21 protein-coding genes are annotated in these 24,827 nt (G+C 71.0%); 11 read left to right on the top strand and 10 right to left on the bottom strand.

Annotated features, from left to right (window positions below):
* Positions 1 to 136 precede the first annotated feature (136 nt).
* Entirely contained in the window at positions 137 to 988 is an 852-nt protein-coding gene (locus QWU11_RS02495) for an LLM class flavin-dependent oxidoreductase (RefSeq protein ID WP_290103311.1), read from the bottom strand.
* A 179-nt stretch (positions 989 to 1,167) separates the two neighbouring features.
* On the opposite strand from QWU11_RS02495, the gene QWU11_RS02490 reads away from it, so the two are divergent.
* Positions 1,168 to 1,962: a class II aldolase/adducin family protein gene (locus QWU11_RS02490; RefSeq protein WP_290103310.1), complete on the top strand. Its 795-nt coding sequence runs from the start codon at positions 1,168 to 1,170 to the stop codon at positions 1,960 to 1,962.
* Between the two features lie 256 nt (positions 1,963 to 2,218).
* Here the strand turns inward: QWU11_RS02490 and QWU11_RS02485 are convergent, their stop codons facing one another.
* The 3 genes from QWU11_RS02485 to QWU11_RS02475 all read right to left on the bottom strand — a co-directional run bounded on the left by QWU11_RS02485 (position 2,219) and on the right by QWU11_RS02475 (position 3,975).
* Positions 2,219 to 2,659: an HNH endonuclease gene (locus tag QWU11_RS02485; RefSeq protein WP_290103309.1), complete on the bottom strand. Its 441-nt coding sequence runs from the start codon at positions 2,657 to 2,659 to the stop codon at positions 2,219 to 2,221.
* A gap of 75 nt (positions 2,660 to 2,734) precedes the next feature.
* Entirely contained in the window at positions 2,735 to 2,911 is a 177-nt protein-coding gene (locus QWU11_RS02480) for a hypothetical protein (protein WP_290103308.1), read from the bottom strand.
* 119 nt (positions 2,912 to 3,030) lie between these two features.
* Positions 3,031 to 3,975: an LLM class F420-dependent oxidoreductase gene (locus QWU11_RS02475; RefSeq protein WP_290103307.1), complete on the bottom strand. Its 945-nt coding sequence runs from the start codon at positions 3,973 to 3,975 to the stop codon at positions 3,031 to 3,033.
* 129 nt (positions 3,976 to 4,104) lie between these two features.
* On the opposite strand from QWU11_RS02475, the gene murA reads away from it, so the two are divergent.
* The 5 genes from murA to QWU11_RS02450 all read left to right on the top strand — a co-directional run bounded on the left by murA (position 4,105) and on the right by QWU11_RS02450 (position 11,501).
* Complete coding sequence (gene murA, locus QWU11_RS02470) at positions 4,105 to 5,412, top strand: UDP-N-acetylglucosamine 1-carboxyvinyltransferase (protein WP_290103306.1); 1,308 nt, start codon at positions 4,105 to 4,107, stop codon at positions 5,410 to 5,412.
* Positions 5,413 to 5,568: 156 nt separating this feature from the next.
* The gene (locus QWU11_RS02465) at positions 5,569 to 7,572 is read left to right on the top strand and encodes a TerB N-terminal domain-containing protein (protein ID WP_290103305.1); all 2,004 of its coding nucleotides are present in this window, start codon (positions 5,569 to 5,571) and stop codon (positions 7,570 to 7,572) included.
* Positions 7,569 to 8,888 carry an ATP-binding protein gene (locus QWU11_RS02460; RefSeq protein ID WP_290103304.1) on the top strand — a complete coding sequence of 440 codons (1,320 nt, stop codon included), beginning with the start codon at positions 7,569 to 7,571 and terminating at the stop codon, positions 8,886 to 8,888. Before QWU11_RS02465 ends, QWU11_RS02460 begins: the two co-directional genes overlap by 4 nt.
* Positions 8,860 to 11,115 (top strand): DEAD/DEAH box helicase, encoded by a 2,256-nt coding sequence (locus tag QWU11_RS02455; protein WP_290103303.1) that lies wholly within the window; start codon positions 8,860 to 8,862, stop codon positions 11,113 to 11,115. The genes QWU11_RS02460 and QWU11_RS02455 overlap by 29 nt, the downstream gene beginning before the upstream one ends.
* A gap of 206 nt (positions 11,116 to 11,321) precedes the next feature.
* Positions 11,322 to 11,501, top strand: a complete 180-nt coding sequence (locus QWU11_RS02450) for a hypothetical protein (RefSeq protein WP_290103302.1) — start codon at positions 11,322 to 11,324, stop codon at positions 11,499 to 11,501.
* A gap of 300 nt (positions 11,502 to 11,801) precedes the next feature.
* On the opposite strand, the gene QWU11_RS02445 is transcribed toward QWU11_RS02450, so the two are convergent.
* Positions 11,802 to 13,355 (bottom strand): serine/threonine-protein kinase, encoded by a 1,554-nt coding sequence (locus QWU11_RS02445; protein WP_290103301.1) that lies wholly within the window; start codon positions 13,353 to 13,355, stop codon positions 11,802 to 11,804.
* 8 nt (positions 13,356 to 13,363) lie between these two features.
* A complete protein-coding gene (locus tag QWU11_RS02440; RefSeq protein WP_290103300.1) occupies positions 13,364 to 14,728 on the bottom strand; it encodes a DUF4407 domain-containing protein in 1,365 nt (454 codons plus the stop codon).
* A gap of 246 nt (positions 14,729 to 14,974) precedes the next feature.
* On the opposite strand from QWU11_RS02440, the gene QWU11_RS02435 reads away from it, so the two are divergent.
* The 3 genes from QWU11_RS02435 to QWU11_RS02425 are packed head-to-tail and all read left to right on the top strand — an operon-like array spanning position 14,975 to position 19,506.
* Positions 14,975 to 16,363 (top strand): hypothetical protein, encoded by a 1,389-nt coding sequence (locus QWU11_RS02435; RefSeq protein ID WP_290103299.1) that lies wholly within the window; start codon positions 14,975 to 14,977, stop codon positions 16,361 to 16,363.
* 27 nt (positions 16,364 to 16,390) lie between these two features.
* The gene (locus QWU11_RS02430; protein ID WP_290103298.1) at positions 16,391 to 17,389 is read left to right on the top strand and encodes a hypothetical protein; all 999 of its coding nucleotides are present in this window, start codon (positions 16,391 to 16,393) and stop codon (positions 17,387 to 17,389) included.
* Positions 17,386 to 19,506 carry a hypothetical protein gene (locus QWU11_RS02425; RefSeq protein WP_290103297.1) on the top strand — a complete coding sequence of 707 codons (2,121 nt, stop codon included), beginning with the start codon at positions 17,386 to 17,388 and terminating at the stop codon, positions 19,504 to 19,506. The genes QWU11_RS02430 and QWU11_RS02425 overlap by 4 nt, the downstream gene beginning before the upstream one ends.
* A 26-nt stretch (positions 19,507 to 19,532) precedes the next feature.
* On the opposite strand, the gene QWU11_RS02420 is transcribed toward QWU11_RS02425, so the two are convergent.
* The 4 genes from QWU11_RS02420 to QWU11_RS02405 form a co-directional block, all read right to left on the bottom strand.
* Positions 19,533 to 21,011, bottom strand: a complete 1,479-nt coding sequence (locus QWU11_RS02420; RefSeq protein WP_290103296.1) for a glycosyltransferase family 2 protein — start codon at positions 21,009 to 21,011, stop codon at positions 19,533 to 19,535.
* The gene (locus QWU11_RS02415; protein WP_290103295.1) at positions 21,008 to 21,391 is read right to left on the bottom strand and encodes an NUDIX domain-containing protein; all 384 of its coding nucleotides are present in this window, start codon (positions 21,389 to 21,391) and stop codon (positions 21,008 to 21,010) included. Before QWU11_RS02415 ends, QWU11_RS02420 begins: the two co-directional genes overlap by 4 nt.
* Positions 21,392 to 21,444: 53 nt before the next feature.
* Positions 21,445 to 22,584: an Ig-like domain-containing protein gene (locus tag QWU11_RS02410; RefSeq protein WP_290103294.1), complete on the bottom strand. Its 1,140-nt coding sequence runs from the start codon at positions 22,582 to 22,584 to the stop codon at positions 21,445 to 21,447.
* 123 nt (positions 22,585 to 22,707) lie between these two features.
* Positions 22,708 to 23,340 (bottom strand): VC0807 family protein, encoded by a 633-nt coding sequence (locus QWU11_RS02405; RefSeq protein ID WP_290103293.1) that lies wholly within the window; start codon positions 23,338 to 23,340, stop codon positions 22,708 to 22,710.
* Between the two features lie 176 nt (positions 23,341 to 23,516).
* Here QWU11_RS02405 and QWU11_RS02400 point away from each other — a divergent pair, with 176 nt between their 5' ends.
* Complete coding sequence (locus tag QWU11_RS02400; RefSeq protein WP_290103292.1) at positions 23,517 to 24,287, top strand: DUF2786 domain-containing protein; 771 nt, start codon at positions 23,517 to 23,519, stop codon at positions 24,285 to 24,287.
* Between the two features lie 82 nt (positions 24,288 to 24,369).
* The gene (locus tag QWU11_RS02395; protein WP_290103291.1) at positions 24,370 to 24,642 is read left to right on the top strand and encodes a DUF1876 domain-containing protein; all 273 of its coding nucleotides are present in this window, start codon (positions 24,370 to 24,372) and stop codon (positions 24,640 to 24,642) included.
* The last annotated feature ends 185 nt before the right edge of the window (positions 24,643 to 24,827 follow it).

The following is a 24,827-nucleotide window of genomic DNA, read 5'->3' as shown; positions in this document are numbered from 1 at the left end:
CGCCGCACCCACCCCTCAAGCGCAGCCCGCTCCTCATCGGTCAATAACAACTCGGCCTTCGGCCGCCCTGTACGCGCCACCCACCGAGCCTACACATATAAACAGAAATTAAGACTCAGGACACTAGCGGCAGCGGCTAAAGGTCGGCGGCGATCTGTTCCAGGACCTTCAGGTCGCTCTTGAACGGGCTCTTCTCGTGCGGCCAGTGCAGGGCGAGGTCGGTGACGCCGAGTTCGGCGTACCGGCCGGCCAGGTCGCGGTAGGCCTCGATCGAGTCCATCCACGGCTCACCCAGGTCGTCCCCGACGCACAGCAGCGCGCGGACCGAACGGCCCTCGGCCGCGCATGCCTCGGAGAGTCGTGAGAGCTGGGCGCGTACGGTGTCGAAGCGGGAGACTCCGGGCCGGGCGGAGCCGAGCGTCACCCACGTGTCGGCGTACGTCGCGGCCAGCCGGATCCCCCGCGGCCCGCCCCCCGCGATGGCGAACGGCACGCGCGGGCGCTGCACGCAGCCCGGCTCGGTCACCGCGTCGTAGGCCGACCAGAACCGCCCCTCGAAGGTCGTCCGAGGGCCGCGCAGCAGCAGGTCCATCAGCTCGACCCACTCGGCGAGGCGGTCGGCGCGCTCCGGCGGGGGCCACTCGGCGTCGTCCAGGACGCCCGCGTCCGAGGCGCGGCGCGTGCCGCCCGCGCCGATGCCGAGGTCCAGCCGCCCGCCGCTGAGGTCGTCGATTGCGCGCACCGCGTGCGCGGTCGGCAGCGGGTGGCGGAAGTTGGGCGAGGTGACGAGCGTCCCGATCCGGATCCGCGACGTCTCCACCGCGGCCGCGGCGAGCGTCGTGTAGGCGTCGTGCCACGGGGTGATGCCGCGCCAGGCGACGTGGTCGTAGACCCAGGCGGCGTCGAAGCCGAGGTCCTCCGCGGCGAGCCACTGCTCCCGCGCGTTCTGCCAGGGGTCGATGGGCCACAGGATCACGCCGACACGCATGTCCGTACGCTACCCGGCCGCCTGGGCGCCGGAGCCGTACCCTCCTACTGGACAGAATGTCATTCAAAACACGGCCTCGGTCTGGACTGTCAACGCCCATACGGGGTCATACTGGGCGCGGAGGCATCAGCCCCGTGCCGGGCTTGGTGGCAAGCGGCAATACCCGAAGGAGACGTCCGATGTCCGATGAGGAGTTCCTGGAAAAACTGCCTCCGCAGGACCTGATCTTCAAGCTGCCGCCCACGTTCGACGACGTGGAGCAGGAACGGCGGCACCGCAAGGAGCGGCTCGCCGCCGCCCTGCGCATCTTCGGCAAGCTCGGCTTCGAGGAGGGCGTCGCGGGCCACATCACCGCGCGCGACCCGGAGCTGACCGACCACTTCTGGGTCAACCCCTTCGGGATGTCGTTCAAGCACATCCGGGTCAGCGACCTGATCCTGGTCAACCACGAGGGCAAGGTCGTCGAGGGCCGCTACCCGGTGAACGAGGCCGCGTTCGCGATCCACTCCCAGGTCCACCAGGCACGACCGGACGTCGTCGCCGCCGCGCACAGCCACTCCGTGCACGGCCGGGCGATCTCCGCGCTCGGCGAGACGCTGGAGCCGATCACCCAGGACGTCTGCGCGTTCTATGAGGACCACTCGCTGTTCGACGACTACACCGGCGTCGTCACCGACCTCGAAGAGGGCAAGCGCATCGCGACCACGCTCGGCACGGGCAAGGCGGTGATCCTGCGCAACCACGGCCTGCTCACGGTCGGCGACACCGTCGACGCCGCCGCCTGGTGGTTCATCACGATGGAGCGCTCGTGCCAGGTGCAGCTCCTCGCCAAGGCCGCCGGCCGGGTCGTGCACATCACCCCGGAGAACGCCAAGATCACCCACGACCAGATCGGCAACGACCTCGTCGCCTGGATCAACTACCAGCCGCTGCACGACCAGATCGTGCGCGAGCAGCCCGACCTGTTCGAGTGAGGCCCTGACCTCCGGCGACGGTGACCTGATCACGACGGTCAGCGATCGGTAAGCGTACCGGCCTAGTGTTCGGGTCATGCCACACCGAATGCCGAAGGGTCCCATGATCAGCATGGTCAGCACCACGATCGGCCGCGCCTCCGTACGGATCACCTGACGAACGCCGTCGCGGCGACGGGGTGATCCGCCGGGGCATCGCCGCGCCGCCGTACCGCACCGCGCCGGATGAGTCCGCTCATCCGGCGCGGCGTCGCGTTCAGGCGACGAGCTCGTTCCAGCGCGGGACTCGCGGCACGAGCAGCAGCCGCATCCCGGCCTCCGCCGGCGTACGGTCCCGCTTGCGCGTGTTGCACGGGCCGCACGCCAGGACGGTGTTCTCCCAGTCGGTGGCGCCGCCGCGCGAGCGCGGGACTATGTGGTCGACGGTGTCGGCGCGCGCCCGGCCGCAGTAGCCGCAGCGCCCGCCGTCGCGGTGGCGGAGCGCGGGCTTGCTCCAGGACGGCCGGCGGCCGTACCTCCAGCGCATGGTGACGTAGCGGACCAGCCGCAGCACGCGCGGCATCGGGAAGTGGCCGATGCTGCGGCCCTCGACCGCCTCCTCTACGACGGCGACACCGCGCACCAGCATGCGTACGGCGTGCCGCACGTCGACCTTGTGCAGCGGCTCGTACGAGGCGTTCAGGACCAGTACGTTCACCGGGCTCCCCATTTCACCGCGGAAACCAAAAACACCGTCTCCAGATTCCGGAGACGGCGCGGCGACGGGCACGGGCTAACGCCCCCGTCGTTCGTCTTCCTCCGGAACTCGCTCGTGCCGTGTCAGTCGCTTCGGACCGCCGTCGACCTCTTCATCGCGGCTCGGCATCGAGGTGAGCAGCCGTGCACGCCACTTCGGCGGCGCCGGCATGTCGGCCGGGGTCTCCCGTACGGAGTCGATGTCGCGTGACACTGTGCCCTCCTTTCCGCAGTGCGATTCCGGTGAACAGCATGAATCACCCGTACGACGACGGGCAACGTCTTTTCCGCGAAATCATCCGACCGAAATGGGGAACGGCCGGATGCGCCCTCCTACGCGGTGAGGCGGCTGAGCGCGGTCAGGGTGCGTTCGCCGCCGGGGTCGCCGCCGGTGACCGGGACCACCGCGACCTCGTCCACGCCCGCGTCGGCGTAGGCCGCCAGGCGTGAGCGGATGGCCCTCGTGTCTCCGGCCAGCCCGATCGTGCCGGCCAGCTCCAGCGGCAGCGCGGTGAGCAGCTCGCGCGGCGCGGTGCCCTTGCGGGCCAGCTCGACCGCGTCGGAGAAGCCCGCGGCGGCGAGGTTGTCCGAGTAGCCCGGGGCGGTGAGGTAGGGGACGACGCCCCAGATCAGCTGGGCGTAGGACTCCGGCACCGGGTCGACGGCGGCCGGCATCCAGGCGGCGAGCTTCGGCGCGCGGCGGCCGGCGCGCTTGGCGGCGGCGTCGAGGCGCTCCCTCAGCTCGGCGGCCCGCTGCGGCGTGACCAGGTTGATCACCATGCGGTCGGCGTGCGCGGCGGCCGTCGCGATGGCGGAGTCGCCGAGCGCGGCCACGGTGAGCGGGCCCTCCGGCGGGCCCAGGCGCAGGCGGTAGCCCTCGCCGCGGCCCGTACGGCCGCCGCCCAGCAGCGTGGCGACCGACCGTGCGCTGTCCTCCAGAGAGGCGTCGCCGCGCGACCGGCCGTGCCAGTCCCCGACCGCCGTGGGGTTGGACGTGCCCAGCGCGACGCCGATGCGGCGGCGGGTGAGCGCGCTCACCGAGGCCGCTCCCCGCGCGATCGTGGCCGGGTCGCGCACGGCCACCGGCAGCGGGCCGACCGTCATCGCGATCTTATCCGTGGCCAGGCCGACGGCGGTGGCCAGGGCGAAGGCGTCCCAGATGCCCGCCTCCCCGATCCACAGCTCGCCGAAGTCGAGCCGGTCGGCGAGCACCGCGGTGTGCAGTGCCTCCTCCGGCGGGCGGTCGAGCCACATTCCGACGACGGCGCTGATGTCCATGCGTCCCATCGAAGCAGAACCCGCCGGGTGGTGTGTCCGCATGTACGATGCCTGTGCCGGTATTCCCCGCGGCGATCTCCCGGGGTGCCGGGGGAAACCCCAGGGTCGGACGCGCATAGAGTTGAGCGCGTGGCTGAAGAGGTGTGGAAGGTAGAACCGTCCGGTCCGCTGCGTGGCGACATCCACGTGCGCGGCTCCAAGAACGCCGTGACCAAGCACATGGTCGCGGCGATGCTCGGCGAAGGCGAGAGCACGATCCGCAACGCGCCCGAAGTGGGCGACGTCGAGATCACCGGGGCGATGCTCCAGGCACTCGGGCACGCCGTCACCCGCGACGGATCGCACATCAGGGTCGCGCCCGGCCCGGTGGCCGAGCCGCGGGTGCCGGAGGCCTTCACCGGCCTCAACCGCATCCCCATCCTGATGGTGGGCCCGCTGCTGCACCTCACCGGCGAGGCGTTCGTGCCGCTCGTGGGCGGTGACCCCATCGGCCGCCGCCCGGTCGACTTCCACGTGGAGGCGCTGCGCGCGATGGGCGCCGAGGTCGAGGTCGGCGACACCGGCATCAGCGCGCGGGCCACCCGCCTGCACGGCGCCCGTATCGACCTGCCCTACCCCAGCGTCGGCGCCACCGAGACCGTGCTGATGTCGGCGGTGCTGGCCGAGGGCAAGACGGTGCTGCGCGGCGCGGCGATGGAGCCCGAGGTCGTCGAACTGGCCCTGTTCCTGCAGCGCATGGGCGCGCAGATCGAGCTGAGCCCCGACCGGCGCATCGTCATCGAGGGCGTGAAGAAGCTCAAGGGCGCCTCCACCCGGCTCGCCGGAGACCGCCTGGAGGCCTTCTCCTACCTCGTGGCCGGACTGATCACCGGCGGCGAGGTCCGCGTGCACGGCTGCGCGCAGGACCGCCTCGTCACCGCGATCACGACACTCGCCCGCATGGGCGCCCGCTTCGAGATCACGGACGAGTGGATCACCGCGTCGGCCCCCGACGGCCTGCGCCCGGCGGCGGTGCACACCGACACCCACCCCGGGTACATGACCGACTGGCAGCAGCCGCTGATGGTGCTGTTCACCCAGGCGGAGGGCATGTCCGTGCTGCACGAGACGGTCTTCGAGAACCGCCTGGTGTACGTCCCGGCGCTGAAGAAGATGGGCTGTGAGATCGAGGTCTTCAACGCCTGCCTCGGCGGCCCGGCCTGCCGGTTCCACGACAGCAACTCGGTCCACTCGGCCGTCGTCCGCGGCGTGTCCAAGCTGACGGGCGCCGACGTGACGATGCCGGACGTCCGCGCGGGCTTCTCCGCCGTCCTGGCCGCCTCGGCCGCCGACGGCCCGTCGACGCTGCGCGGCGTGCACCACATCGAGCGCGGCTACCACCGCCCGGCCGAGCAGTTCGCCTCCCTCGGCCTGACCCTCCACCGCGAGACCGTCTGACTTCTCTCTCGTCTCATTTGCGTTGACGCGCCCCTCCGGTGACAACCCGTACCGGCCTCCGGACGTCCCGTATAGGCACGCCCGGGGGACAGCGACGTACGGAGGGCAGCCATCGGGGGCACGGACGCACGACCGCAGGCGGGGCCGACGCCGTCGATGGGCGGCCCCGGCTGGACTCTGGCGCGGCATCCGGTCACCGTCGCGGGGCTGAGGTTCCCCGGCGACATGCTGTACGTCGGCCGCGGGCTCGCGGCGGCGTCCGGCACGACGCCGGAGCCGGCGCTGATCGACCCATGGCTGCCCGTCGACTGGCGCGCCCCGGACTGGCACGGCGAGGCGACGGGCTACTGGCCGTCGTACGCCACGATGAGCCCCGCCGGCCGCGCGGCGTACCTGTACTGGCTCTCCACCGGGCGGCGGCACCCCGACGTCCACATCGGCTATGTCTTCCTCTTCTTCTACGGGCTGGAGCGCCGGGTCCTGCTCGAGCTCCCGCACCATCCGGCGGCCCAGCGGATCGAGCTGCCGGCGATCCGCGCCGAGGTCGACGAGCTCCTGAGGATCCATGGCGACACCGGGTCGTTCGGCGGCTACGCGCGCAGGTTCCGCGACGCGCTCGACCTCATCGGCCTGCTGGAGAGCGACGTCTGCGCCGCGACCCCTCCCCCGGCGGACCGCCGCACACCGCCCGCCCGGCTCCGGCTCGGCCTGAGCGGGTTCGCCGCCTCGCGGCGGCCGTTACCCGCGGACTGGGCCTACTCGTGGCTGATGTCGTGCGCGGGCTTCCCGCCGCGTACGGCGACCGGCCGGTGCGCGCAGGAGTTCGGCCGGCTGTTCCACGCGCGGTACGCGGCCCGGTACGGCCCGGGGCTGGTCATCGGGCCGGAGGGCCCGGACATCGGTCTGGGCTACCGCCCGGCGAGCGCCGGCTTCCGCGGCTGGGACGATCTGGTCGTCCACGGTAGGCCCGAGGTGTTCGGCCTGGCCCCGGCCGAGCGCGAGCTGATCGGCCTGGGCGTGGAGTGCGCGCAGGCGCTGGACGCCTACAGCCGCTTCTTGGGCCGTGAGCCCGGCGGCCGTGGCAGCATCGCCGCCGCAGGCCTGCTGCCGGCCGAGCTGCTCGCCGCCGGGCCGGGCGAGGCCGGGGCGCTGACGCGCCTGGCCCGCGAGCGGCTCGGCGGCGCCTCCGCGGTGACCGTGCCGGCCGGAGATCTCTTCGACGCCGCCCCGTCCGCCCGGCCCGCCGGGAAGAAGGGCGTCGTCGCCGTCGCGCAGGTGCTGGCCGCCGCCGGGATCGGCATCGAGCCGGACCCGCGCCTCGGCGGCCCGGCCGCGGCCGACGGGCCGGTGGTGCTGTTCGCCGAGGCCGAGCCCTGCGCGGCGCCGACGGCCGCCTACCGGACCGCGGCCCTGCTGCTGCACCTCGGCGTCGCGGTCGGCGCCGCCGACGGCAGCGTGTCCGCGCCGGAGAAGGCGGCCCTGACCCGGCACCTGGAGCGCGCCCTCGACCTGTCCCCCGCCGAGCGGAACCGGCTGGAGGCGCACCTGAGGTGGCTGCTGGCCCGTGAGCCGGAGCTCACCAGGCTGACGCACCGCGTCGCCGGCCTGGAGCGATCGCGGCGGGAGGACATCGCGGCGTTCCTCACCACGGTCGCGGAGGCCGACGGCGTCGTCGACCCTGACGAGGTCAGGGTGCTGCGGCGCATCCGCACGCTGCTCGGCCTGGACCCCGGTGCCGTACCGGACGAGCCGGTCACCGTACGGCCTGCGGACCCCTCTCAGGGGCACGCCATCCCGGCACCCGTGAGCGTACGGCTGGACGAGTCCGCGCTCGCCGCGAAGATGGCCGAGGCGGCCGAGGTCGCGGCGCTGCTCGACTCGGTGTTCGCCGAGGACGAGCCGCCGGCGCCCTCGCCCCCGGAGGTCGTCACGCCCGTGGCGGGCCTGGACGCCGCCCACTCCGCGCTGCTGCGGGCGCTGGCCGGCCGCGACACCATCTCGCGCGGCGAGTGGGAACGGCTGGCCGGCGGCGTACGCCTGATGCCGGATGGGGCGCTCGACCGCATCAACGAGTCCGCCTACGAGATCGCCGGTGAGCCGGTGGCCGAGGGTGACGACCCGATCGAGGTCAATCGCTACGCGATGGGAGAACTGCTGTGAACGCGAATGGACGCATCAGGCCGCGCGAGCGCGACGCGCTGATCCAGTCGCTGCGGGCCGGGGTCGTCCCGCGGGCCGGCCAGCAGCACGTCCAGGTCGGCCGGGCCGCCGAGGTCCGCGCGCTGCTGTCCGACGTCGAGCGCATCGCCGACGGCGGCTCTGCCGTCCGGATGGTGATCGGCGACTACGGCGCGGGCAAGACCTTCTTCCTGCACCTCGTCCGCTCGGTCGCGATGGAGAAACGGCTCGTCACCGCCCACGCGGACCTTAACCCGGACCGCCGGCTGCACGCGACCGGCGGCCAGGCCCGCGGCCTGTACGCCGAGCTCATGCGCAACCTGGCGACCCGCGCCAAGCCGGACGGCGCGATGCCGAGCGTGGTCGAACGGTTCATCTCCACGGCGCTGACCGAGGCGCAGCAGAGCGGCACCGACCCGGCCCAGATCATCGGCGCCCGCCTCGCCGACCTGTCCGAGCTCACCGGCGGCTACGACTTCGCCCAGGTGGTCGGGGCGTACTGGCGTGGGCACGACATCGGCGACGAGCAACTCAAGACCTCCGCGGTGCGCTGGCTGCGCGGGGAGTTCACCGCCCGGATCGACGCCAGGGCGGCGCTGGGCGTACGGACGATCGTCGACGACGGCAGCGTGTACGACCACCTCAAGCTGATGGGGAGATTCTGCGCGCTGGCCGGCTTCGGCGGGCTGCTGATCTGCGTCGACGAGCTCGTGAACCTCTTCAAGCTGTCCTCGACGCAGGCCAGGAGGTCCAACTACGAGCAGATCCTGCGGATTCTCAACGACGTGCTGCAGGGCAACGCCGAACACCTCGGTTTCGTCTTCGGCGGGACCCCGGAGTCGCTGACCGACACCCGCCGCGGCCTGTTCAGCTACCCGGCCCTGCAGTCCCGACTCGCCGAGAACTCCTTCGCCGGGGGCGGCCTCGTCGACCTGTCCGGCCCGGTCATCCGGCTGACCCCGCTCACCCAGGAGGACCTGTACGTCCTGCTGACCAAGCTGCGGCACGTGTACGCCGCCGGTGACGCCTCGGCGCACCTGGTGCCCGACGAGGCGCTCCTGGCCTTCATGCAGCACTGCGCGGAGCGGGTGGGCGAGGCCTACTTCCGCACGCCCCGTACGACGATCAAGGCCTTCTGCGACCTGCTCGCCGTACTGGAGCAGAACCCCGGCGCCGACTGGCGCGAGCTCCTGGGCGGCGTCGACCTCGCCCCCGAGACCAACCCCGACCTCGCTCCCCTGGACGACGACTCCCCGCGGCCGGCCCACGATGACGACCTCGCAAGTTTCCGGCTCTGAACCGGCGTCCGCGGCCTTCGGCCGGCTCCACCCGGACGTTCGACGCTGGATCTGGCAGCGCGGCTGGCGTGAGCTGCACCCGGCGCAGGAGGCCGCCGTCGAACCCGTCCTGGCAGGCGAGGACGTCCTCATCAGCGCCGCCACGGCGTCGGGCAAGACCGAGGCAGCGTTCCTGCCGATCTGCTCCGGCCTGGCCGCGACCCCGGCGGACGGACCGGGGATCCAGGCGGTCTACATCGGCCCGCTGAAGGCGCTCATCAACGACCAGCAGGGCCGGCTCGACTCCCTGTGCGAGCTCCTGGGCATCCCCGTCCATCCCTGGCACGGCGACGTCGCAGCCGCCGCCAAGCAGCGGGTGCTGAAGCGGCCGGGCGGCATCCTGCTCATCACACCGGAGTCGCTGGAGGCGCTCTTCGTCGTACGCGCCACGAAGATCTTCGGCCTGTTCGGGGCGCTGCGCCACGTCGTGGTCGACGAGCTGCACTCCTTCATCGGCACCGAGCGCGGCGCCCAGCTCCAGTCGCTCCTGCACCGCCTGGAGCTGGCCGTACGCCGCCGCGTGCCGCGCATCGGCCTGAGCGCGACCCTGGGCGACCTCGCGGACGCCGCCGAGTTCCTCCGGCCGGGGGGAGGCGCGCGCGTAAGGCTGATCGCCCCGCCGGGCGACGCCCAGGAGCTGAGACTCCAGTTGCGAGGCCACGTCCACAGTGCGCGGAGCGACGCCGACGCCGAGATCACGGCGCATCTGTTCGCGCACCTGCGCGGCACCGACAACCTCGTCTTCGCGAACTCACGGAGCAGGGTCGAGCAGTTCACCGACCGGCTCACGCGCCGCGCGGAGCGTACGCGGGTGCCCAACGAGTTCGTCCCCCACCACGGCAACCTGTCCAAGGACCTCCGCGAGCACGTCGAGGCCAGGCTCAGGGACCGGTCACTGCCCGTCACGGCCATCTGCACCTCCACGCTCGAGATGGGTATCGACATCGGATCGGTGACCTCCGTCGCCCAGATCGGCGCGCCGTCCTCGGTCGCCGCGCTGCGCCAGCGCCTCGGGCGGTCCGGCCGCCGGGGCGACCCGGCGGTGCTGCGGATCTACGTCCGCGAGGAGGAGGTCACCGCGTCGACCGCGCCGCAGGACCAGGTGCGCGCCGAGCTCGTCCAGACGATCGCGGTGGTCGACCTGCTGCTGGAGCGCTGGTACGAGCCGCCGAGCGCGGGCGGCCTGCACCTGTCCACGCTGACCCAGCAGATCCTGTCGCTGATCGCCCAGCACGGCGGCGTGACGCCGGCGGAGGCGTACCGCACGCTCTGCGGCGACGGCCCGTTCCACCACGTCGGCCAGGGCACGTTCGGCGCCCTGCTCCGCGCTCTCGGGTCGGCCGGGCTCCTCCGCCAGGAGCCCGACGGCCTGCTCCTGCACGACGAGACGGGCGAGCGGATCGTCAACCACTACGGCTTCTTCGCCGCGTTCGCCTCGCCGGAGGAGTACCGGCTCGTCGCGGAGGGCCGCACGCTCGGGAGCCTCGCCCCGGCCGCTCCCGTGCTGCCCGGCGGGCTGCTGATCTTCGCGGGCCGGCGGTGGAGGATCCAGCGGGTCGACGGCGCGGCGAAGGTCATCGACCTCACGCCGTCCAGCGGCGGCGCTCCCCCGGCCTTCGGCGGCGGGGCCGCCGACGTGCACGACCGGATCCGGGCCCGCATGCGCCTTCTTTACGAGCGGACCGACGTCCCGGCCTACCTCGACACCGGCGCCCGCCGGCTGCTCGCCGAGGCGCGGGACAACTTTCGGCGGCTCGGCCTGGACGCGGGTCCGGTCGTCGGCTGGGGCGATGACACCTACGTCTTCCCGTTCCGCGGCGACGCCGTGATGGCCGCGCTCGGCCTGGCCCTCGCACTGCGCGGCGTCCGCTATGAGAAGGAGAGTCTCGCGCTGCGGCTGCCTCAGACGAGCCCGGAGCGTGCCGTGGAGCTGCTGGACGAGCTCGCCGCGGCCCCGCCGCCCGACCCCCGGAAGCTGGCCGCGCCCGTACTGGACAAGGAACTCGACAAGTACGACGAGTACCTCGGCGAGGACCTCCTCACCACCGCGTACGCCGCGCGCAGGATCGACGTCCCGGCCGCCTGGGAGGCCCTGCCCGGCCTCGTCGCCGCGGCCCGGAGGCGGACGCCCACCCGGGTACCGCGGGTCGCCGGCGGTACCGCATCGACGGACTCCCGTACGCCGTGATCGACACCGAGACCACCGGGCTCGACCCTGTTCCGCGACCGCGTCATCGAGATCGTCGTCGTCCGCCTCGACCCGGACGGCACGGCCCCGGGGCGTTTTCCACACGTTCCTGCAGAGCGACCAGGGCTCCGGCCCGACGTGCTTCCACGCCTCACCTGTGCGGACTGCCCCTTTTCGGGGAGATCACCCGCGCGATCGACGGCGCCGTGATCGTCCCGCACAATGCGATGTTCGACACCGGCATGCTGACCGCCGAGTTCCGGCGGACCGGCGCCGCCGCCGACGACCTGCTGTCGCTGTGCACGCTCGGACTCGCCCGGCGCCACGGGCGTACGGCCGGCTCCCTGCGGTCGGCGGACTGCGCGCCGAGGGGATCCCGCCCATGATGCGCACATCGCGATGCCGACGCCGGGGCTGCGGCCGAACCGCTGCGCCGCTATCTGGCGGCCGCGCGCCGCCGCCCCGGCGAAACCGACGCGGCGCCGCTCCCCGTGCTGGGCAGGCGACGCCGACGGCACCCGTTTACGCGGACCTCGTGACGTGCGCCACAGCCGACGACCTGCGAGAACAGCGCGAAGCCCTGGCGGCTGCAGGCGACCGTCTCGGCCCGGCCGGGCGCCGGGAGGTCCACGCCCCTCGCGCAGACGTGGGAGCCGTTCCCGGACGCCTCGCGTGCGCTGCGCGCGCTATGACCGGCGGGAGGGATCTTCGTCGCCGGCGGGAGCGTCCTCCGACAGCCGCCGGCGAACCTGCGCTCGCGCCGAGTGGGGAAGGGCGCGGAGCAGGTGTTCGGCACGGGTGGCGGTGCCCTCCCGAAGCAGCGCGGCGATCGCGGCCGGCTCCACGTATCCAAGAATGTTCCCTGCCTGGGCCACGGGGAGCACGTCCACGAGGCGGCAGGCCGCCGAAGGATCGTTCAGATCGGTGATGACGCCCGCCGCGGTGTGGATGTCGGTGCGAGCCATGATCCGCGCGCCCTCCGCCGGAGGCATGGCGGCGATCAGCGTGGCGGGCGCCGGCCGCCGGGCGTAATTCAAGGCTCGTCCGGCCAGAGTGGCCGACAGCATGGCCAGGATCGAGGCGGCCCGGACCGGTACGGCTGCGAGCTCGTCCAGCAGAGAGCCGGCCGCGCGGGACGGCGTGACCGCCAGGACGGCGGCGGCTCGATCCTCCGGCAGCGCCAGCAGCATTCGCGCCGCCGGCTTCGGCCTCATGCGGGCCAGCGCGTCGCGTGCCGACTGCGGGGAGACACCCGCAAGCTGCCACGCGTCGTCGGCCACCGTCGCGCCCGCGGCCTGACGCACCGTCTCGTCTGTCCGCGGCGTTGTGGCCTCTGGTCGCCCCCGCCTGGCCGGTCTCGGCGAGGCCGGGCGTGGAACGGCCGGATGAGGGGCGGCCGGCACGTCCTTCGAGGTGGTCGGCGAGGTCCGGCCGGTCACGATCGAGCCGAGGACCGGCGCGAGCTCGGCGGCGACCATCCTTCGCTCGGGATCCTTGTGCAGCAGGAGAGCGACGGCATCGGCGAAAGGCCCCGGCCGGCCGGCCGGAGGCGGGTCCTCGTTGAGGATCGCGTACAGGGTCGCCGGGATGTTCGCGCGGTGGAACGGCGAGCGTCTCTCCAGTGCGGTGAAGAAGGTGATCCCCAGGGACCACAGGTCGGCCGGTGGCCCCGGCGTCCCGTTCCTGACACGCTCGGGTGAAAGGAAGTCGGCCGTGCCGACGAGTGCCCCGGTGAGGCGGGTCCGTCCGCCGAGGTGGGCGATGCCGAAGTCGACCAGGAACACCTCACCCGCCTCGTTGATCACGATGTTCGTGGGCTTGACGTCGCGGTGTACGACGTTCCGGTCGTGCACGGCGACCAAGGCGTCCAGGATGTGCACGCCGATCCGGGCGAGCGCGCGCTCCGTGAGGGCCCGTTCCGCGATCAGGTCGGCGAGCGTACGGCCCTTGATGTACTCCATCACGATCCACGGCTGCTGCTCTTCCTCCTCCAGGAAGAAGTCATGGATCTCGACGATGCCGGGATGGTCGATGGTCGCAGCCGCGTGCGCCTCCCGTTTCGCCCGCTCCAGCTGTACGGACAGGTCCTCGCCATCCGGCGTCAGCAGGATCTCCTTGAGAGCGACCGGCCGCCCGATGCGCTCGTCCTGGGCCAGCCAGACATTGCCCATCCCTCCCCGGCCGAGCCGGGACGAGATCCGGTAGCGACCGTGGATCAGACGGCCCGTCTCTCCGCGCATGCCGTGGTTCAGTCGTCGCCGGGAAACAGCTCGAACTCCTCCGGCCGCTCACCGGCCTTCGCGTGCGTCCCGGGCTCACGAGCGATGATCCGGGTGTCGGGCATGTCCCGCAGCGCCTCGTGTTCGAACGAGGGGTGGCCGGCAGGCCAGTCCTCATCGCTCCTGGCCGGGGCCACCTCGTCGTCGGGCGGCAGGGGCGCGGTATGGCCGGACGCCGGATCCGCGTCCGGCACCGATCCCGCCCAGATGTCGTACAGCGATCCAGCCCCGGGCTGCGCCGACCCCTGAGGACCGAGCCGGTCGCGGGCGGCGCGGTACTCCTCCCTCACCGTGAGCTTGTAGATCTTCTCGTAGTTGCCCGGTTTCTGGAGCAGCTTGACCGTGACGGGCAGGCATTCGATCAGCAGGAACAGCAGGAACAGCAGGATGTGCGCCAGCCGGAGCGTGAAGTCCTTACCGGAGACCTCGTTGAGCGCCTGCAGCCGGATCAGCAGCCCGTCGGTGGTGTCGTTCTCCGCGTCGAACGACTTGCGCAGAGCGCTCTGCCGGTCGGTCGCCTCCTTGAGCTGCACCTTGACGCCGGGGAGATCGTCCCTCGCACTGGCCAGCCGTGCCTGCTTCGCCTTATCGTCAGTGGCGGTCAGCTGGCGGCGGCGCTCCCCGATCTGACGGTTAAGCCCGTTGACCTGGCCGTTCGCCTTATCGTAGGCGGACTTGCTGGCCCTGGCGAGAACCCCGTCGCCCTTCCGGCACTTCGTGCCGCCGTACAGCTGGCATTGCCAATCCTTGTAGAGCTTCGCCGCTTGAAGCTGCTGCGCGTCTCGCTCGGCCGTCAATGCCTGGATCTTAGGGTCCTTGGCCGGGTCGAGCGGGACGTCACCGCCAGAGGCGATCACCTTCTCCAAGCCGGCCACCGACTCACCGAGTCGGGTGACCTCCTGCCCCACCGCCCCCCTTTTCTGCTCATTTGCGAATGTATCGGAACGAGTCTGTTTAATTTGGGCAATCTGGACATCAATCTCGGACTTGAAGATCCGCAAGACGAGTGGAGTCGAGATGACAAAGCCGATAAGAACCGCCATGAGGATGCGCGGGATCGCCATTTTCCAACGGCGCGCGTCGTCGGCCTGGATACTTCCGACCAGCCATCGGTCCAAGCTCATTATGGCCAGCCCCCAGACGAGGCTCGCCGGGATGGCGAACAGCAGAGACACGCCGAGCGCGCTGTGCAGCGCGAAGGTCATCGACACGACGGCCAGCACGCAGGTCGTGAGTACCGCACCCCCGATACCCTCGAACTTCCCCTGCTCGCTCGGGCACCGATCGAGCACCTCGGGCCGTGCCCCGGACAAAGCGGTCAGCAGCTTTCTCACTATATTATCCCCTCTAAAAATATCCCCCGATCATGTAAATAACACCAGTTCCCGTTAAAGGCTGGCAACCGACCTCAATACACTAAGTCCCCTTTTGGCCACATGCGGTCATACCCGTTCAATTTATGCAGGATTCCGCAGAACACTTGTGCCAGTACTTCTCCGTACGGCCTTCGCGGGGTGGCCGGACTCACGTCAAGAAGTGCGCACCTGAACGTCGACCATGCACGCATTACGGGGGCCTATATGAGCGATCCTGGCGAGGAATTCCTGCGCAAGGCTCTCACCGAGTCGGTCACCGACCTGGCCGGTGCCAGGCGATTGTCCGTCGCGGACGTGGGCGTGGACGGAATCACGGTGTTCGAGCTCCACCGGGACGAGCTCGGAACGACGCGCGGCCGGGGGCGCCGGGCGCTGCGGTGGGCGACCGACGAAGCGCTGTCCGCCGACTCGGTCCAACGTGCGGCGCGCGGCGCGCCCGACTCCACCGTGGCCCTCGTCTGCTCTCATTCGGCGTCCCACACCGAGCGGGCCATGGAGTGGCTACGGACCGCCCACCCTGCGGCACAGGCCTTCACCTGCACGGATCTGGAGGTCGACGTCTTATTGCGCGAGATCGTCGAACAGGAGCCTCTCCACCAGGCGTACGACCTGGTCGTCCTTAAGCAGAACACCGGGACCGGGCGGCTCGAACTCGGCTGCGAGCCACTCTTCTCCATCGGCGCGCGCCGTGGCGAGACGGCCGTCCTGACCGTGCGATGCGCGCCCAGCGACGACCGGGGCACGGCGTTCGCGGTGGTGACCTGGGGCGGCCGTGGACCACGACCGCTCTCGATCGACGTCGCCAAGCTGGTGCCCGGCGGCTATGAGATCACGGCGGAGTTGGAACGGCCGGGACGAGTGCGGTTGACCGGTCTTCCGGGCCTTGCCCGGGACACACGCGACTGGGCCGACATCGCGGCGCTCGTGCCGCCCGAGCTCTCTCCTCCTGCCGGACCGGCACATCTGATCTGCGCGGCCGAGACCAACGGGACTGAAACGGTCGTCGGGGAACGACTCGGCCGGATCCGGCAAGTAATCGACGCAGTGTCCGCCGAGTCGCCCGAGCACCTTCAGGTGTCCCTCCTCGCCTACGGAGCTCACTCCTATGACTGGTCCGTTCCCGACGAGCCGGTCCAGGTGGTCTGCTGGGCAGACTCCCCGGCGTCGGCCCTCAAGTCGCTGACCAGGCTCGAAGGGCGGCCCGTCACCGACGAGGGGTACCGCCACGCCGCCCAGCTGGAGGACATGCTCGCCGAGGTGGTTCAGCGGCTCGACCGGGCGCGGGGCACCGGCGACACCGCCCTCCTCGTCCTCGGCGACCGGCCGGCGCATCCGCCCCGTGCGCATCCGTCCGAGATCCTCCCCTGTCCCCACCGGCACGACTGGGAGTCGAGCCTGCGCCGCCTGAGGGCGCGCGGGGTGCGGCTCGGCGCCGTCTGCGGCCGGCCCGCGCACCGGTCCTGGCACCATCTCGGCGACGGCGCGCCCGCCGACCTCGACGCCGTCGACGTCCGTCGGCTCACCGCCGATCTCGGCCTGACCATGCCACCGAGCGGCCGGGCCCCCTTCCCCTTGTCCGTAGCGCAGCGATGAACGCCGCGCTCCCCCAGAAAAGAGACCATGAGTCCCGACCAGCAACCGCCGCCGAAGCACAACATCGCCATGTGGGGCGCGCCGGCCAGTGGGAAGACGACCTTCATCACCGCTCTGGACATCGCTCTCACCCGTCGCGACAGCGAGTGGAGCATCGTCGGAGCCGACGACGCTTCGACCGACTTCCTCGTTCGGGCGACCGACTCGCTGTCGCAGGAACGTAAGTTCTTCCCGGCAACCCAGACGATCGACCGCTACCACTGGTTCCTGATCCGGCAGGGTGGCGCCGACCGTCGCAGGCGGTGGCGCGGGCCGTCCAAGGACACGCTCCAGATCGGCCTCGAACTGCTCGACCCGCCGGGTGGCGCCTTCGCATTGAACGGAGCGTACGCCGGACTGCAGGAGGAACTGCTCGACAACCTGACGAACAGCCAGGGCATCGTGTTCCTCTTCGACCCGATACGAGAGTTCGAGAGCGGCGACGCCTTCAGCTCACTGCACGGAACCCTCGCCCGGCTGCGCCAGCGCATGCGCGCCAGCGGCGGGCTCCAAGGCGGCAAGCTGCCGCACCACTTGGCCGTCTGCGTCACCAAGTTCGACGAGATGCGGGTCCTGCACACGGCGGAGAAGCTCGGTCTGGTCACGTCCGACCCGCACGACCGGTACGAGTTCCCCCGGGTGGACGACGGCGACGCGATGGAACTCTTCCGGGAGCTATGCGACATCTCTCCGACGGGAAACGCCGAGATGGTGATGCAGGCACTCGACCGCGACTTTCATCCGGAGCGCACGAGGTACTTCGTCACCTCCTCCATCGGCTTCCACGTGGACAAGCGGACCAGCGTCTTCGACCCGGACGACCCGCAGAACCTGATCCCCGACTCGTCGGCCACGGTGGCGAAAGGCCAGCCAGAGCCCTTTCGTATCCGTGGTCAGGTCCATCCGATCAATGTCATGGAGCCGATGACGTGGCTGGCCGAATGCCTGGCCGCGCGGATGCCTGTCGGCCACGGGGGCAAACGATGAAAGACGGTACGACGCGGATCACGGCGGAGTGGGCTCTGTGGGCCAAGCCGCCCGGAGGGCTGGAGGACTACGCAGTCCTCGACAACAGCACGGGGATGTTCGACCGCGACCTCTTCGCCGAGATCATCTCTCACTTCGGCTCCGGATCGCCGGAGACGTTCCCTCAGGTGACGATCAGCTGGGTCCGCGAAGGTCACCACGCCCACCTCGGCCTCGCGATACAGGACCTGTCCGGGCAGGTCGACCGCTGGCGACGGCAGATCGCCGAGACGCGCTATTTCTGCGTTCCCTACCGTCAGTTGTGCGAAAGCGCGGTCACGTACGGGGCGCTGTACGACGCGTTCCACCCTCGGCGGCTCCCGTCGGACGGGATCCTGTCCCTCTCCGTGCCTCCGCTGAACGCCCCCGACCTCGCGGGGAGGGTCGACGGCCGGGCCATGCGCGCCGCTGCGCTGCTACTGACCGGCAAGAACGTGTGCGTCGTGCAGGGAGAGAGCCTGAGCCTGCCGGAACGCCTGCGATTCCTCGACACGGTGGCGGCACTGCTGCCGTACGGCTTGCGCGCCAAGTTCAGTGCCTCGACCTGGACCAGCAGTGCGACGGCCCATCGCATCCGGCTCTCTTTCTCCCGGCACGCGCGAGACGACGCCGGCGTCGTCTCGTGGACGGAGCCTTCGTCGGCTCCCTGGGACGGCATCGCCGCGCGTTACTACTCTCTCCTGGACGGCCATCCGGACAAGGCAGAGCTCATAGCCGGGCTGGCGAGAGACACCGAGCCCCTCTCGTTCAAGGAGATGAGGGACTGTCTGCACGCGTTGGATCTTCTCGACAACCTGTGCGGCGCACGAGGCACTCGCCGACCCCCTGCCCTGGAGCCTCCCCGACCGACGGAGCTCCCCACCCCCGAGGAGCTCCTCAGTGCCATCGCCGACCGTCTCGACCGGCCGCGGCCGGCCTCCGATCTCCCCGAGTTCGTACACGAGCTCGGGGAGATCGCCGAACGGCTCGAGCCGGAGGAGCGCGCGCGAAGCCTGGGGGTCATCAGGAAGCGCAACCTGTACCGTGAGCGGCCCGAACTCGACCCACAGCTCCGTTCGCAGCTCCAGGACGCCGTGCTGCGAACGGGTTACGGACCCTTACTGACACCCGAGGTCATCGACGAGATCCTGCGCGACGCGGGCGGCATGACGCCGCAGTTGTTCAACGCGATGAGACTCATTCCGCCGGACTGCGTGCTCACCAACATGATCATGGCGTCGTACGCCCAGGAACACTCCTACAAGATCCTGGAGAAGGTGCCGAGCGAAGGCCTGATCGCGAACGCCGCCCGAGAGCCGTACGACGAACGGGTCGTACGGATCGCCTGCCGCGAGATCGGCAGACGGAGCGCCGACGACGAAGCCGAGGCCCCCATGATCGCCCGCGCACTGGAGGAACACGACTATCTGGCACGCGCCGTCTGCCTGCTCACCGAGCAGGGCGACCGTCAGCTCGACTGCTTCCACGGCCTCCTGACCGCCGCGTACCGGTCCGTGCGCTCAGACGACCAGTTCGAAGAGGTCATCGGCCATCCGGCGGTGCTCTCCTGCCAGCCGCTGTTCGCGGCGGCGGTACTCCAGTACGGTCACGGTGCCGGAGATCGGGTCGTACCGGCGATCGCCAAGGCGATGGCGACGTCATCCGGGCTCTCCCGCGACCGGCGCAAGCAGATACAGGCATTGCTGCGGTCCACCGACGTCGAGAACGGCCCGACCGGCCGCTCCCTGTCCCCGCCCCGGTCCTTCGGGTCCGTCTCGGCTCCGCGCGGGTCCCGCTGGATCGATCGGCTCACCGAATCGAGCCGGCGCTACCGTGCCCGGCATCGGTCGGCGATCCCGCCGCTGGCCCTGGTCCCGATCACGTTGGTCGTGACCGCCGTCATAGCGATCGTCGTGTTCTTCCTGCGATCGGGCCAGCCCGCTGCCGACCCTCATCGGCCGCCGGCATCGCCCGTACGGCAGACACAGCAGGAGCCGGCGAAGAGCGCGCCCCCGGAGCAGCAGGTTCCACCCGGCGGAGAGCGGGGCGCTCCCACGGGAGATCACGGGAAGGACCGCGAGCAGCCTCCCCACCCCTGAGCCGCCGCCTTTACGTTGTAGATCAACTACCGTCGGCGCAGCCAGCGGACCGTGCGCCGTAGCGTGTTCTTCCGGGGCGATGCCGCGGCGCCGCGGATGCGGATGCTCAGGTTGTCGTTGATCGTCCGGTACGGCTCCACTCGTCCGCGGGCGGGCAGGTCGTGGTCGTATCCACGGAGCCGCCGCTCGTACGTCCAGCCGCCCCCATCGATGCGGCCGATGAGGTCCCAGGTGCCCTCGGTCAGGCCGGGCACCTCGTCCACGTCGAGCACGGCCTCGCCGGTCATCGTGCCGCTCTCCCAGTGCTCGGCGGTGATCGCCAGCGGGAAGTCGGCGTTGTCCGAGCGCCGGCGGATGTAGAGGTCCAGCCGCCACGGGCGGTCGTCGACGGCCAGCAGGTCGGCCGGCACGTCGACCGGCACCGGCGGCTTCCAGCGGTCCTCGACGAACGTCACCGGCGTGTCGTCGTCGTAGGTGAAGCGCGCCGTGAACCGTACGGCCAGCCGGTCGCCGCGCCACCGCGCCTCGTCCAGCACGGCGTCGACCGCGGTGCCGCGCTCGGCCGTCAGCAGGCGGAACAGGTCCTCGCGCGCGTCGGCGCGCAGCAGCGCCGAGCGCACCCGCAGGCGTACCGGCAGCCACTCGTCGACGCCCGGGCCGATGCGCTCGTTCGTGAGCCGCAGCGCCTCGGCGTAGTTGGAGTCGCGGTAGTCGGGCGGGGCGTCCACGAGACCGCCCTCGCCGAGCCGCTTGAGGATCTTCCCGCGGTACCAGTGCGCGTAGTAGCGGTCACGTACGGGGCCCGGCTCGACGTGCTCGTCGACGATGTCCAGCACCTCGCGGAGCATGTCGTGGTAGTGCACCGGGTCGGGGAGGTTGCGGGAGTAGCTGCCGGGCCGCTTCATCCAGTGGCAGCACGCGTAGTCGCCGACCACCGAGATCGTACGGGCGCGGAAGTAGGCCCGGAGGACGAAGCGGTGGTCCTCCAGCCGTACCGGTCCCTCGGGGAAGCGGATCTCGTGCTCGTTCAGGAACGAACGCCGGAACATCTTGTGGGGCGTGAGGATGCCGCACAGCGCGTCGTCCAGGACGTCGGCGCGGTCGCGCGACTCGCGGAACATCAGCCGCGGCACCCGGCGGCCGTGCCCGACCATCTTGCCGATGACGATGTCGGAGTCGTTGCGCAGCGCCATGGCGTGCATGCGCTCCAGCGCCTCGGTGCCCAGCCAGTCGTCGTCGTCCAGGAAGTAGACGAACTCGCCGCGCGCGGCCTCGATGCCGGCGTTGCGCGGGCCGCCCGGGCCCCCGCTCGGCGGCAGGTGCAGCACGCGGACGCGGTCGTGCTCGGTCTCGAGCTCGTCCAGGCGCTTCTCGGTGCCGTCGCTCGACCCGTCGTCGGCGAAGATCACCTCGAACTCGTCCATCGTCTGCGCGAGCACCGATTCGACACACTGCGTCAGGTCCTCGCCCGTGTTGTACACGGGCACGATGACACTGACCTTCACCTTGTCAGCTCCAGCGCGGCCTGTACGGCCGGCGCGAGCCGATGGCGCTCGGCCGGTCCTACGAACATCCACTCGTCGATCTCCCCAGTCGCGGTCAGGTCGCCGTGATAGTCGGCGGTGTAGCAGGCCATACGTACGCGTGTCCCCGGCGGCTGATCGTGTGCCGGCGCCTCGACCACGCCGATGCCGCGGAAGCTCGGCCGGTCGAGCCGTACGCCGAGCTCCTCGAACACCTCGCGGGAGAGTGCGGTCCAGTCGTCCTCGCCCGGCTCGCGCTTTCCTCCCGGCAGGTAGAGCCGGTCGCGGGCGCGAGCGCGCACGGCCAGGAGCCGTCCGTCCGACTCGTGCACCCATCCAACGACGTCAAGCACATGATCCATCCTGCCAGCGGTCTCATCTCGGGCACCGCGGCGGGGCGGCGCGTCCAGCGTTGTCAGTGCAGGGCGCTGCCCTTCAGCCAGTCGGTCCAGGAGAGCTGCCAATAGCCGAAGCCGTTGTCCGGCTCCAGCTCGCGGTCGGTGCCGCTGACCTTGACGATGTCTCCGCGGCGCGACAGGGCGTAGAACCACTTGGCGAAGGAGGGCGGCGCGTTCACGCAGCCGTGGCTGACGTTCGCGCGGCCCTGGGAGCCGACGGACCAGGGAGCGGAGTGGACGTACTCCCCGCTGGAGGAGATCTGCACGGCCTGGTAGACGGTCAGGCTGTAGTAGTTCGGGTCGCTCTTGCTCGTCACGCCCTCCCAGCCGGAGGTCATCGTGACCGGGCTCTGTTTGCCCATGACCGCGTGGACGCCGTTCGTGGTGGTGTATTTGCGCTGGCCGCCCTTGCCCGCGCTGATCGGCGTCGTCTTCACCGTCTTGCCGTCGACCTGCACGGTCATGCGGTGAGCCTTGACGTCGACGTCGCTGATGTGGGAGTCGCCGACCGTGAAGGAGCGGCTGTAGTCCTTGGTGGCGTAGGTGTCCTGGGCGCCGCGTACGCCGGCGAGGTCGGCGGTCAGGTGAACGGCCTGGTGGGGCTGCCAGTAGGTCTTGGTGCGGTAGATCGCCTGCTGCCGCCCGAACCAGTGCCACGCGCCCTCGACGGGCTTCTCGGAGGTGACGCGCATCGCGCGCTCGACGTCGGCCTGGTTGTAGACCGGCTTGCTGAACTTGACGATGAGCGGCATGCCGACGCCGATCGTCTCGCCGGGCATCGGGGTGATGTCGGCGATCTCGAACGTCCGCTTGGGCGTGAGCGTCTGGAACGCGCTGGTCGTCGTCGACGTCCTGCCGCCGAGGCTGGCCGTCGCGGTGACGGTGTACTTCGTGGCGGGCCGGAGCGTACGGTTCGACTTCCACTGGCGGTGCGCCTGGTCGAAGGCGCCGGCGACCGTGGCCCCGCCGCCCTGGACGGTGACCGCGCCGAGCTTGCCGGTGTCGGCCTTGACGACGATCGGGAGCTCCGGGCGGCTCTCCGCGGCGCCGTTGGCGGGAGTGATCGAGACCTTGGCGGGGTGCGACGAACCGCCGCCGACCACGCCGCAGCCCGCGGTCATGAGCACCGCCGCAGCGATCGCTCCCCTGATCAGCACAGAAATCCTCATATCCCGCAGGCCCTCCAGTGGGCCCTAGCTTGCACGGCCTTGGGGTGTAACACCCTCATAGAGCTAGACGCATTCCGACCCATCTTTGTTCGCTCTTTGCCCGCTCTTGGCTCAGGTACTCGCGACCGTGACGCCTCGTACGCAGCGTTTGAAGCCCCAGACCGAGATGACGACGGCGGTCGCTCCGAGGAGCGCCACGGCGGGCGTGCGAATCCACAGATAGGCGGCGATCGAGTGACGGAAGAGCAGCCAGACGCTGAGCGCGGTGTTGAGCGTGAAGACCAGCGACCAGAGCAGCGACATGCGCAGGAAGAACCGGTGGACGCGCTCGTTGGCGAGGAACCCGGCGGGCAGCGGCACCAGGTCGGTGGCGACCTTGGCGGCGAGCGGGCGGCGCAGCGGGACCGAGGCCAGGAAGGCCATGGCGACCATGAGGGTGCCGAGCGTGGGCTGGAGGAAGTACACGACGGCGCTGCCGGTCACGGCGGCCATCGCGGCCCGCGCGGTCACGCCGAGCGCCGCGAGCAGGAGGGTGCCGGGCACCGGGCGGCGGCGCACGACGCGGATGAGGATGCCGCCGTAGACCCAGGCGACCGCGGTGACGAGCGCGCCGTTCAGGCCGAGGAGGACGAGCCCGGCGTAGAAGACGACCACTGGCGCGATCATTCCTTCGAAGACCCGGGGCAGCGCGTGCAGCGCCAGGTGGGTCAGCCGCGGGATCTCGAACCGGTGCGGTGCTTCCATGGGCCGAAGGGCTCCCCGGATGGTCGGCGGCGCGAGGACCGGGCCAACGGTACGCGAAGATCGGAGTACTTCTCTCTGTATTCCGGGATACGCCATGATGAATGGGTGTCCGGCGGTTTTGTACGGCTATTGCGCTTGCCTTCATTTGTCGGTGCCTGCGATTACGCTCCGTCGTCATGACGATCGACCACGAGGGCAGGGTCCGCGCGCTGCTTTCCCGTGCCGAGCACCCGGAGACGCCGGAGGCCGAGGCGCAGGCATGCGCGGCCAAGGCCGCGGAGCTGATGATGCGCCACGCCATCGACGAGGCCGCCCTGCGCGCCCGCCGCGGCGAAGGCCCGGAGCCGGTCGTCTACTGGGAGCACGCCGTCGCGGGCGGCGACGGCCACGCCCGCGCGCGCTCCTCAGGCCTGACCGCGGTCGTACGGGCGTACGGCGGCGCGTGCGCGCTGCGCGGCAACGGCACCTACCGGCAGGACATCGCGCTGCTGGTGGTCGCGACCGAGTCGGCGCGCGACGCGCTGACGCTGCTGCTGCCGTCGCTGACGCTGCAGATGGACGGTGCCGGCTCCCGCGCCGCCGACACGCACATGCAGGACTTCCCTGAGGAGTTGTTCCGCCGCAAGGCCGACCGCACCCGGTGGCGCAACGGCTACCTCAAGGCGTTCCTGGTGGGCTATGGAGACCGGGTCGCCGAGCGTATCGAGGCGGCGCGGGGCCGGATGCGCGGCGACGAGGCCGCCGAGTCGACCGCGCTGGTTCTCGCCCGCGACGACGAACGCGTGCGGACGGAGTTCGAGGCGCGCTTCCCGGTGCTGGGCCGCGCCCGCGAGCAGCGCCTGCGGCATGACGGCTTCACGGCGGGCCGCGACGCGGGCCGCTTCGCCGACCTCGGCTCGGGCAACGTGGCGGGCTCCCGGCCCGCCCTCGGCTCGCCGCGGGAGTGATGAGGGGACTTTCGGCCCTGCCCCGCGCGCCGATGTACGGCGAGCCTCGATGGTAGAAGGCACCGTAAACGCGGAGGAATCCATGAACACCACCGACCGCTGGTCGGTCGACGTCTATCTCAGCGAACACGAGGGCGAGACACACGCCGAGGCCCGTTTGACCACCCGCGATTCCGAGGTCCTGCACGGCCGCGGCCAGGCCCGTTGCAACCCGACCGACTGGGACGTCCCGGAGATCGGCGCGGAACTCGCGACCGCCCGGGCCCTGTCCGACCTGGCCCACCGCCTGCTCGACACGGCCGCCGTCGACATCGAGGCCGTCACCCACGAACACGTGAGGCTGGTCGACCACTAAGCCCGACCGTCCGCTCACGGCCCGGCGGGCGCGCGCAGGTGAGCAGGGTGATCTGTGCCCGGCTCCGGGACGCCCTGGCGCGAAGGCCGAGTTCTTCCCTGTCCTGACCGGTGACGCCTGACGGCACGGATTCCCGGGACGCGCTTACGCCCCTCGGCATCTCGCGGTGATCATGCGGACGGTGC

The organism is Actinomadura sp. DC4, assembly GCF_030406325.1.
Lineage (GTDB): Bacteria > Actinomycetota > Actinomycetes > Streptosporangiales > Streptosporangiaceae > Actinoallomurus.
This window is presented reverse-complemented; position numbering and strand designations above follow the sequence as displayed.

Bases quoted from the DNA above. Each gene is read 5' to 3' on its own strand.
- QWU11_RS02445 (WP_290103301.1), bottom strand. From the start codon at position 13,355: ATGCGCGGAGAGACGGGCCGTCTGATCCACGGTCGCTACCGGATCTCG.
- QWU11_RS02430 (WP_290103298.1), top strand. From the start codon at position 16,391: ATGAGTCCCGACCAGCAACCGCCGCCGAAGCACAACATCGCCATGTGG.
- QWU11_RS02490 (WP_290103310.1), top strand. From the start codon at position 1,168: ATGTCCGATGAGGAGTTCCTGGAAAAACTGCCTCCGCAGGACCTGATC.
- QWU11_RS02465 (WP_290103305.1), top strand. From the start codon at position 5,569: ATGGGCGGCCCCGGCTGGACTCTGGCGCGGCATCCGGTCACCGTCGCG.
- QWU11_RS02475 (WP_290103307.1), bottom strand. From the start codon at position 3,975: ATGGACATCAGCGCCGTCGTCGGAATGTGGCTCGACCGCCCGCCGGAG.
- QWU11_RS02415 (WP_290103295.1), bottom strand. From the start codon at position 21,391: ATGGATCATGTGCTTGACGTCGTTGGATGGGTGCACGAGTCGGACGGA.
- QWU11_RS02495 (WP_290103311.1), bottom strand. From the start codon at position 988: ATGCGTGTCGGCGTGATCCTGTGGCCCATCGACCCCTGGCAGAACGCG.
- QWU11_RS02425 (WP_290103297.1), top strand. From the start codon at position 17,386: ATGAAAGACGGTACGACGCGGATCACGGCGGAGTGGGCTCTGTGGGCC.
- QWU11_RS02400 (WP_290103292.1), top strand. From the start codon at position 23,517: ATGACGATCGACCACGAGGGCAGGGTCCGCGCGCTGCTTTCCCGTGCC.
- QWU11_RS02395 (WP_290103291.1), top strand. From the start codon at position 24,370: ATGAACACCACCGACCGCTGGTCGGTCGACGTCTATCTCAGCGAACAC.
- QWU11_RS02455 (WP_290103303.1), top strand. From the start codon at position 8,860: ATGACGACCTCGCAAGTTTCCGGCTCTGAACCGGCGTCCGCGGCCTTC.
- QWU11_RS02405 (WP_290103293.1), bottom strand. From the start codon at position 23,340: ATGGAAGCACCGCACCGGTTCGAGATCCCGCGGCTGACCCACCTGGCG.
- QWU11_RS02435 (WP_290103299.1), top strand. From the start codon at position 14,975: ATGAGCGATCCTGGCGAGGAATTCCTGCGCAAGGCTCTCACCGAGTCG.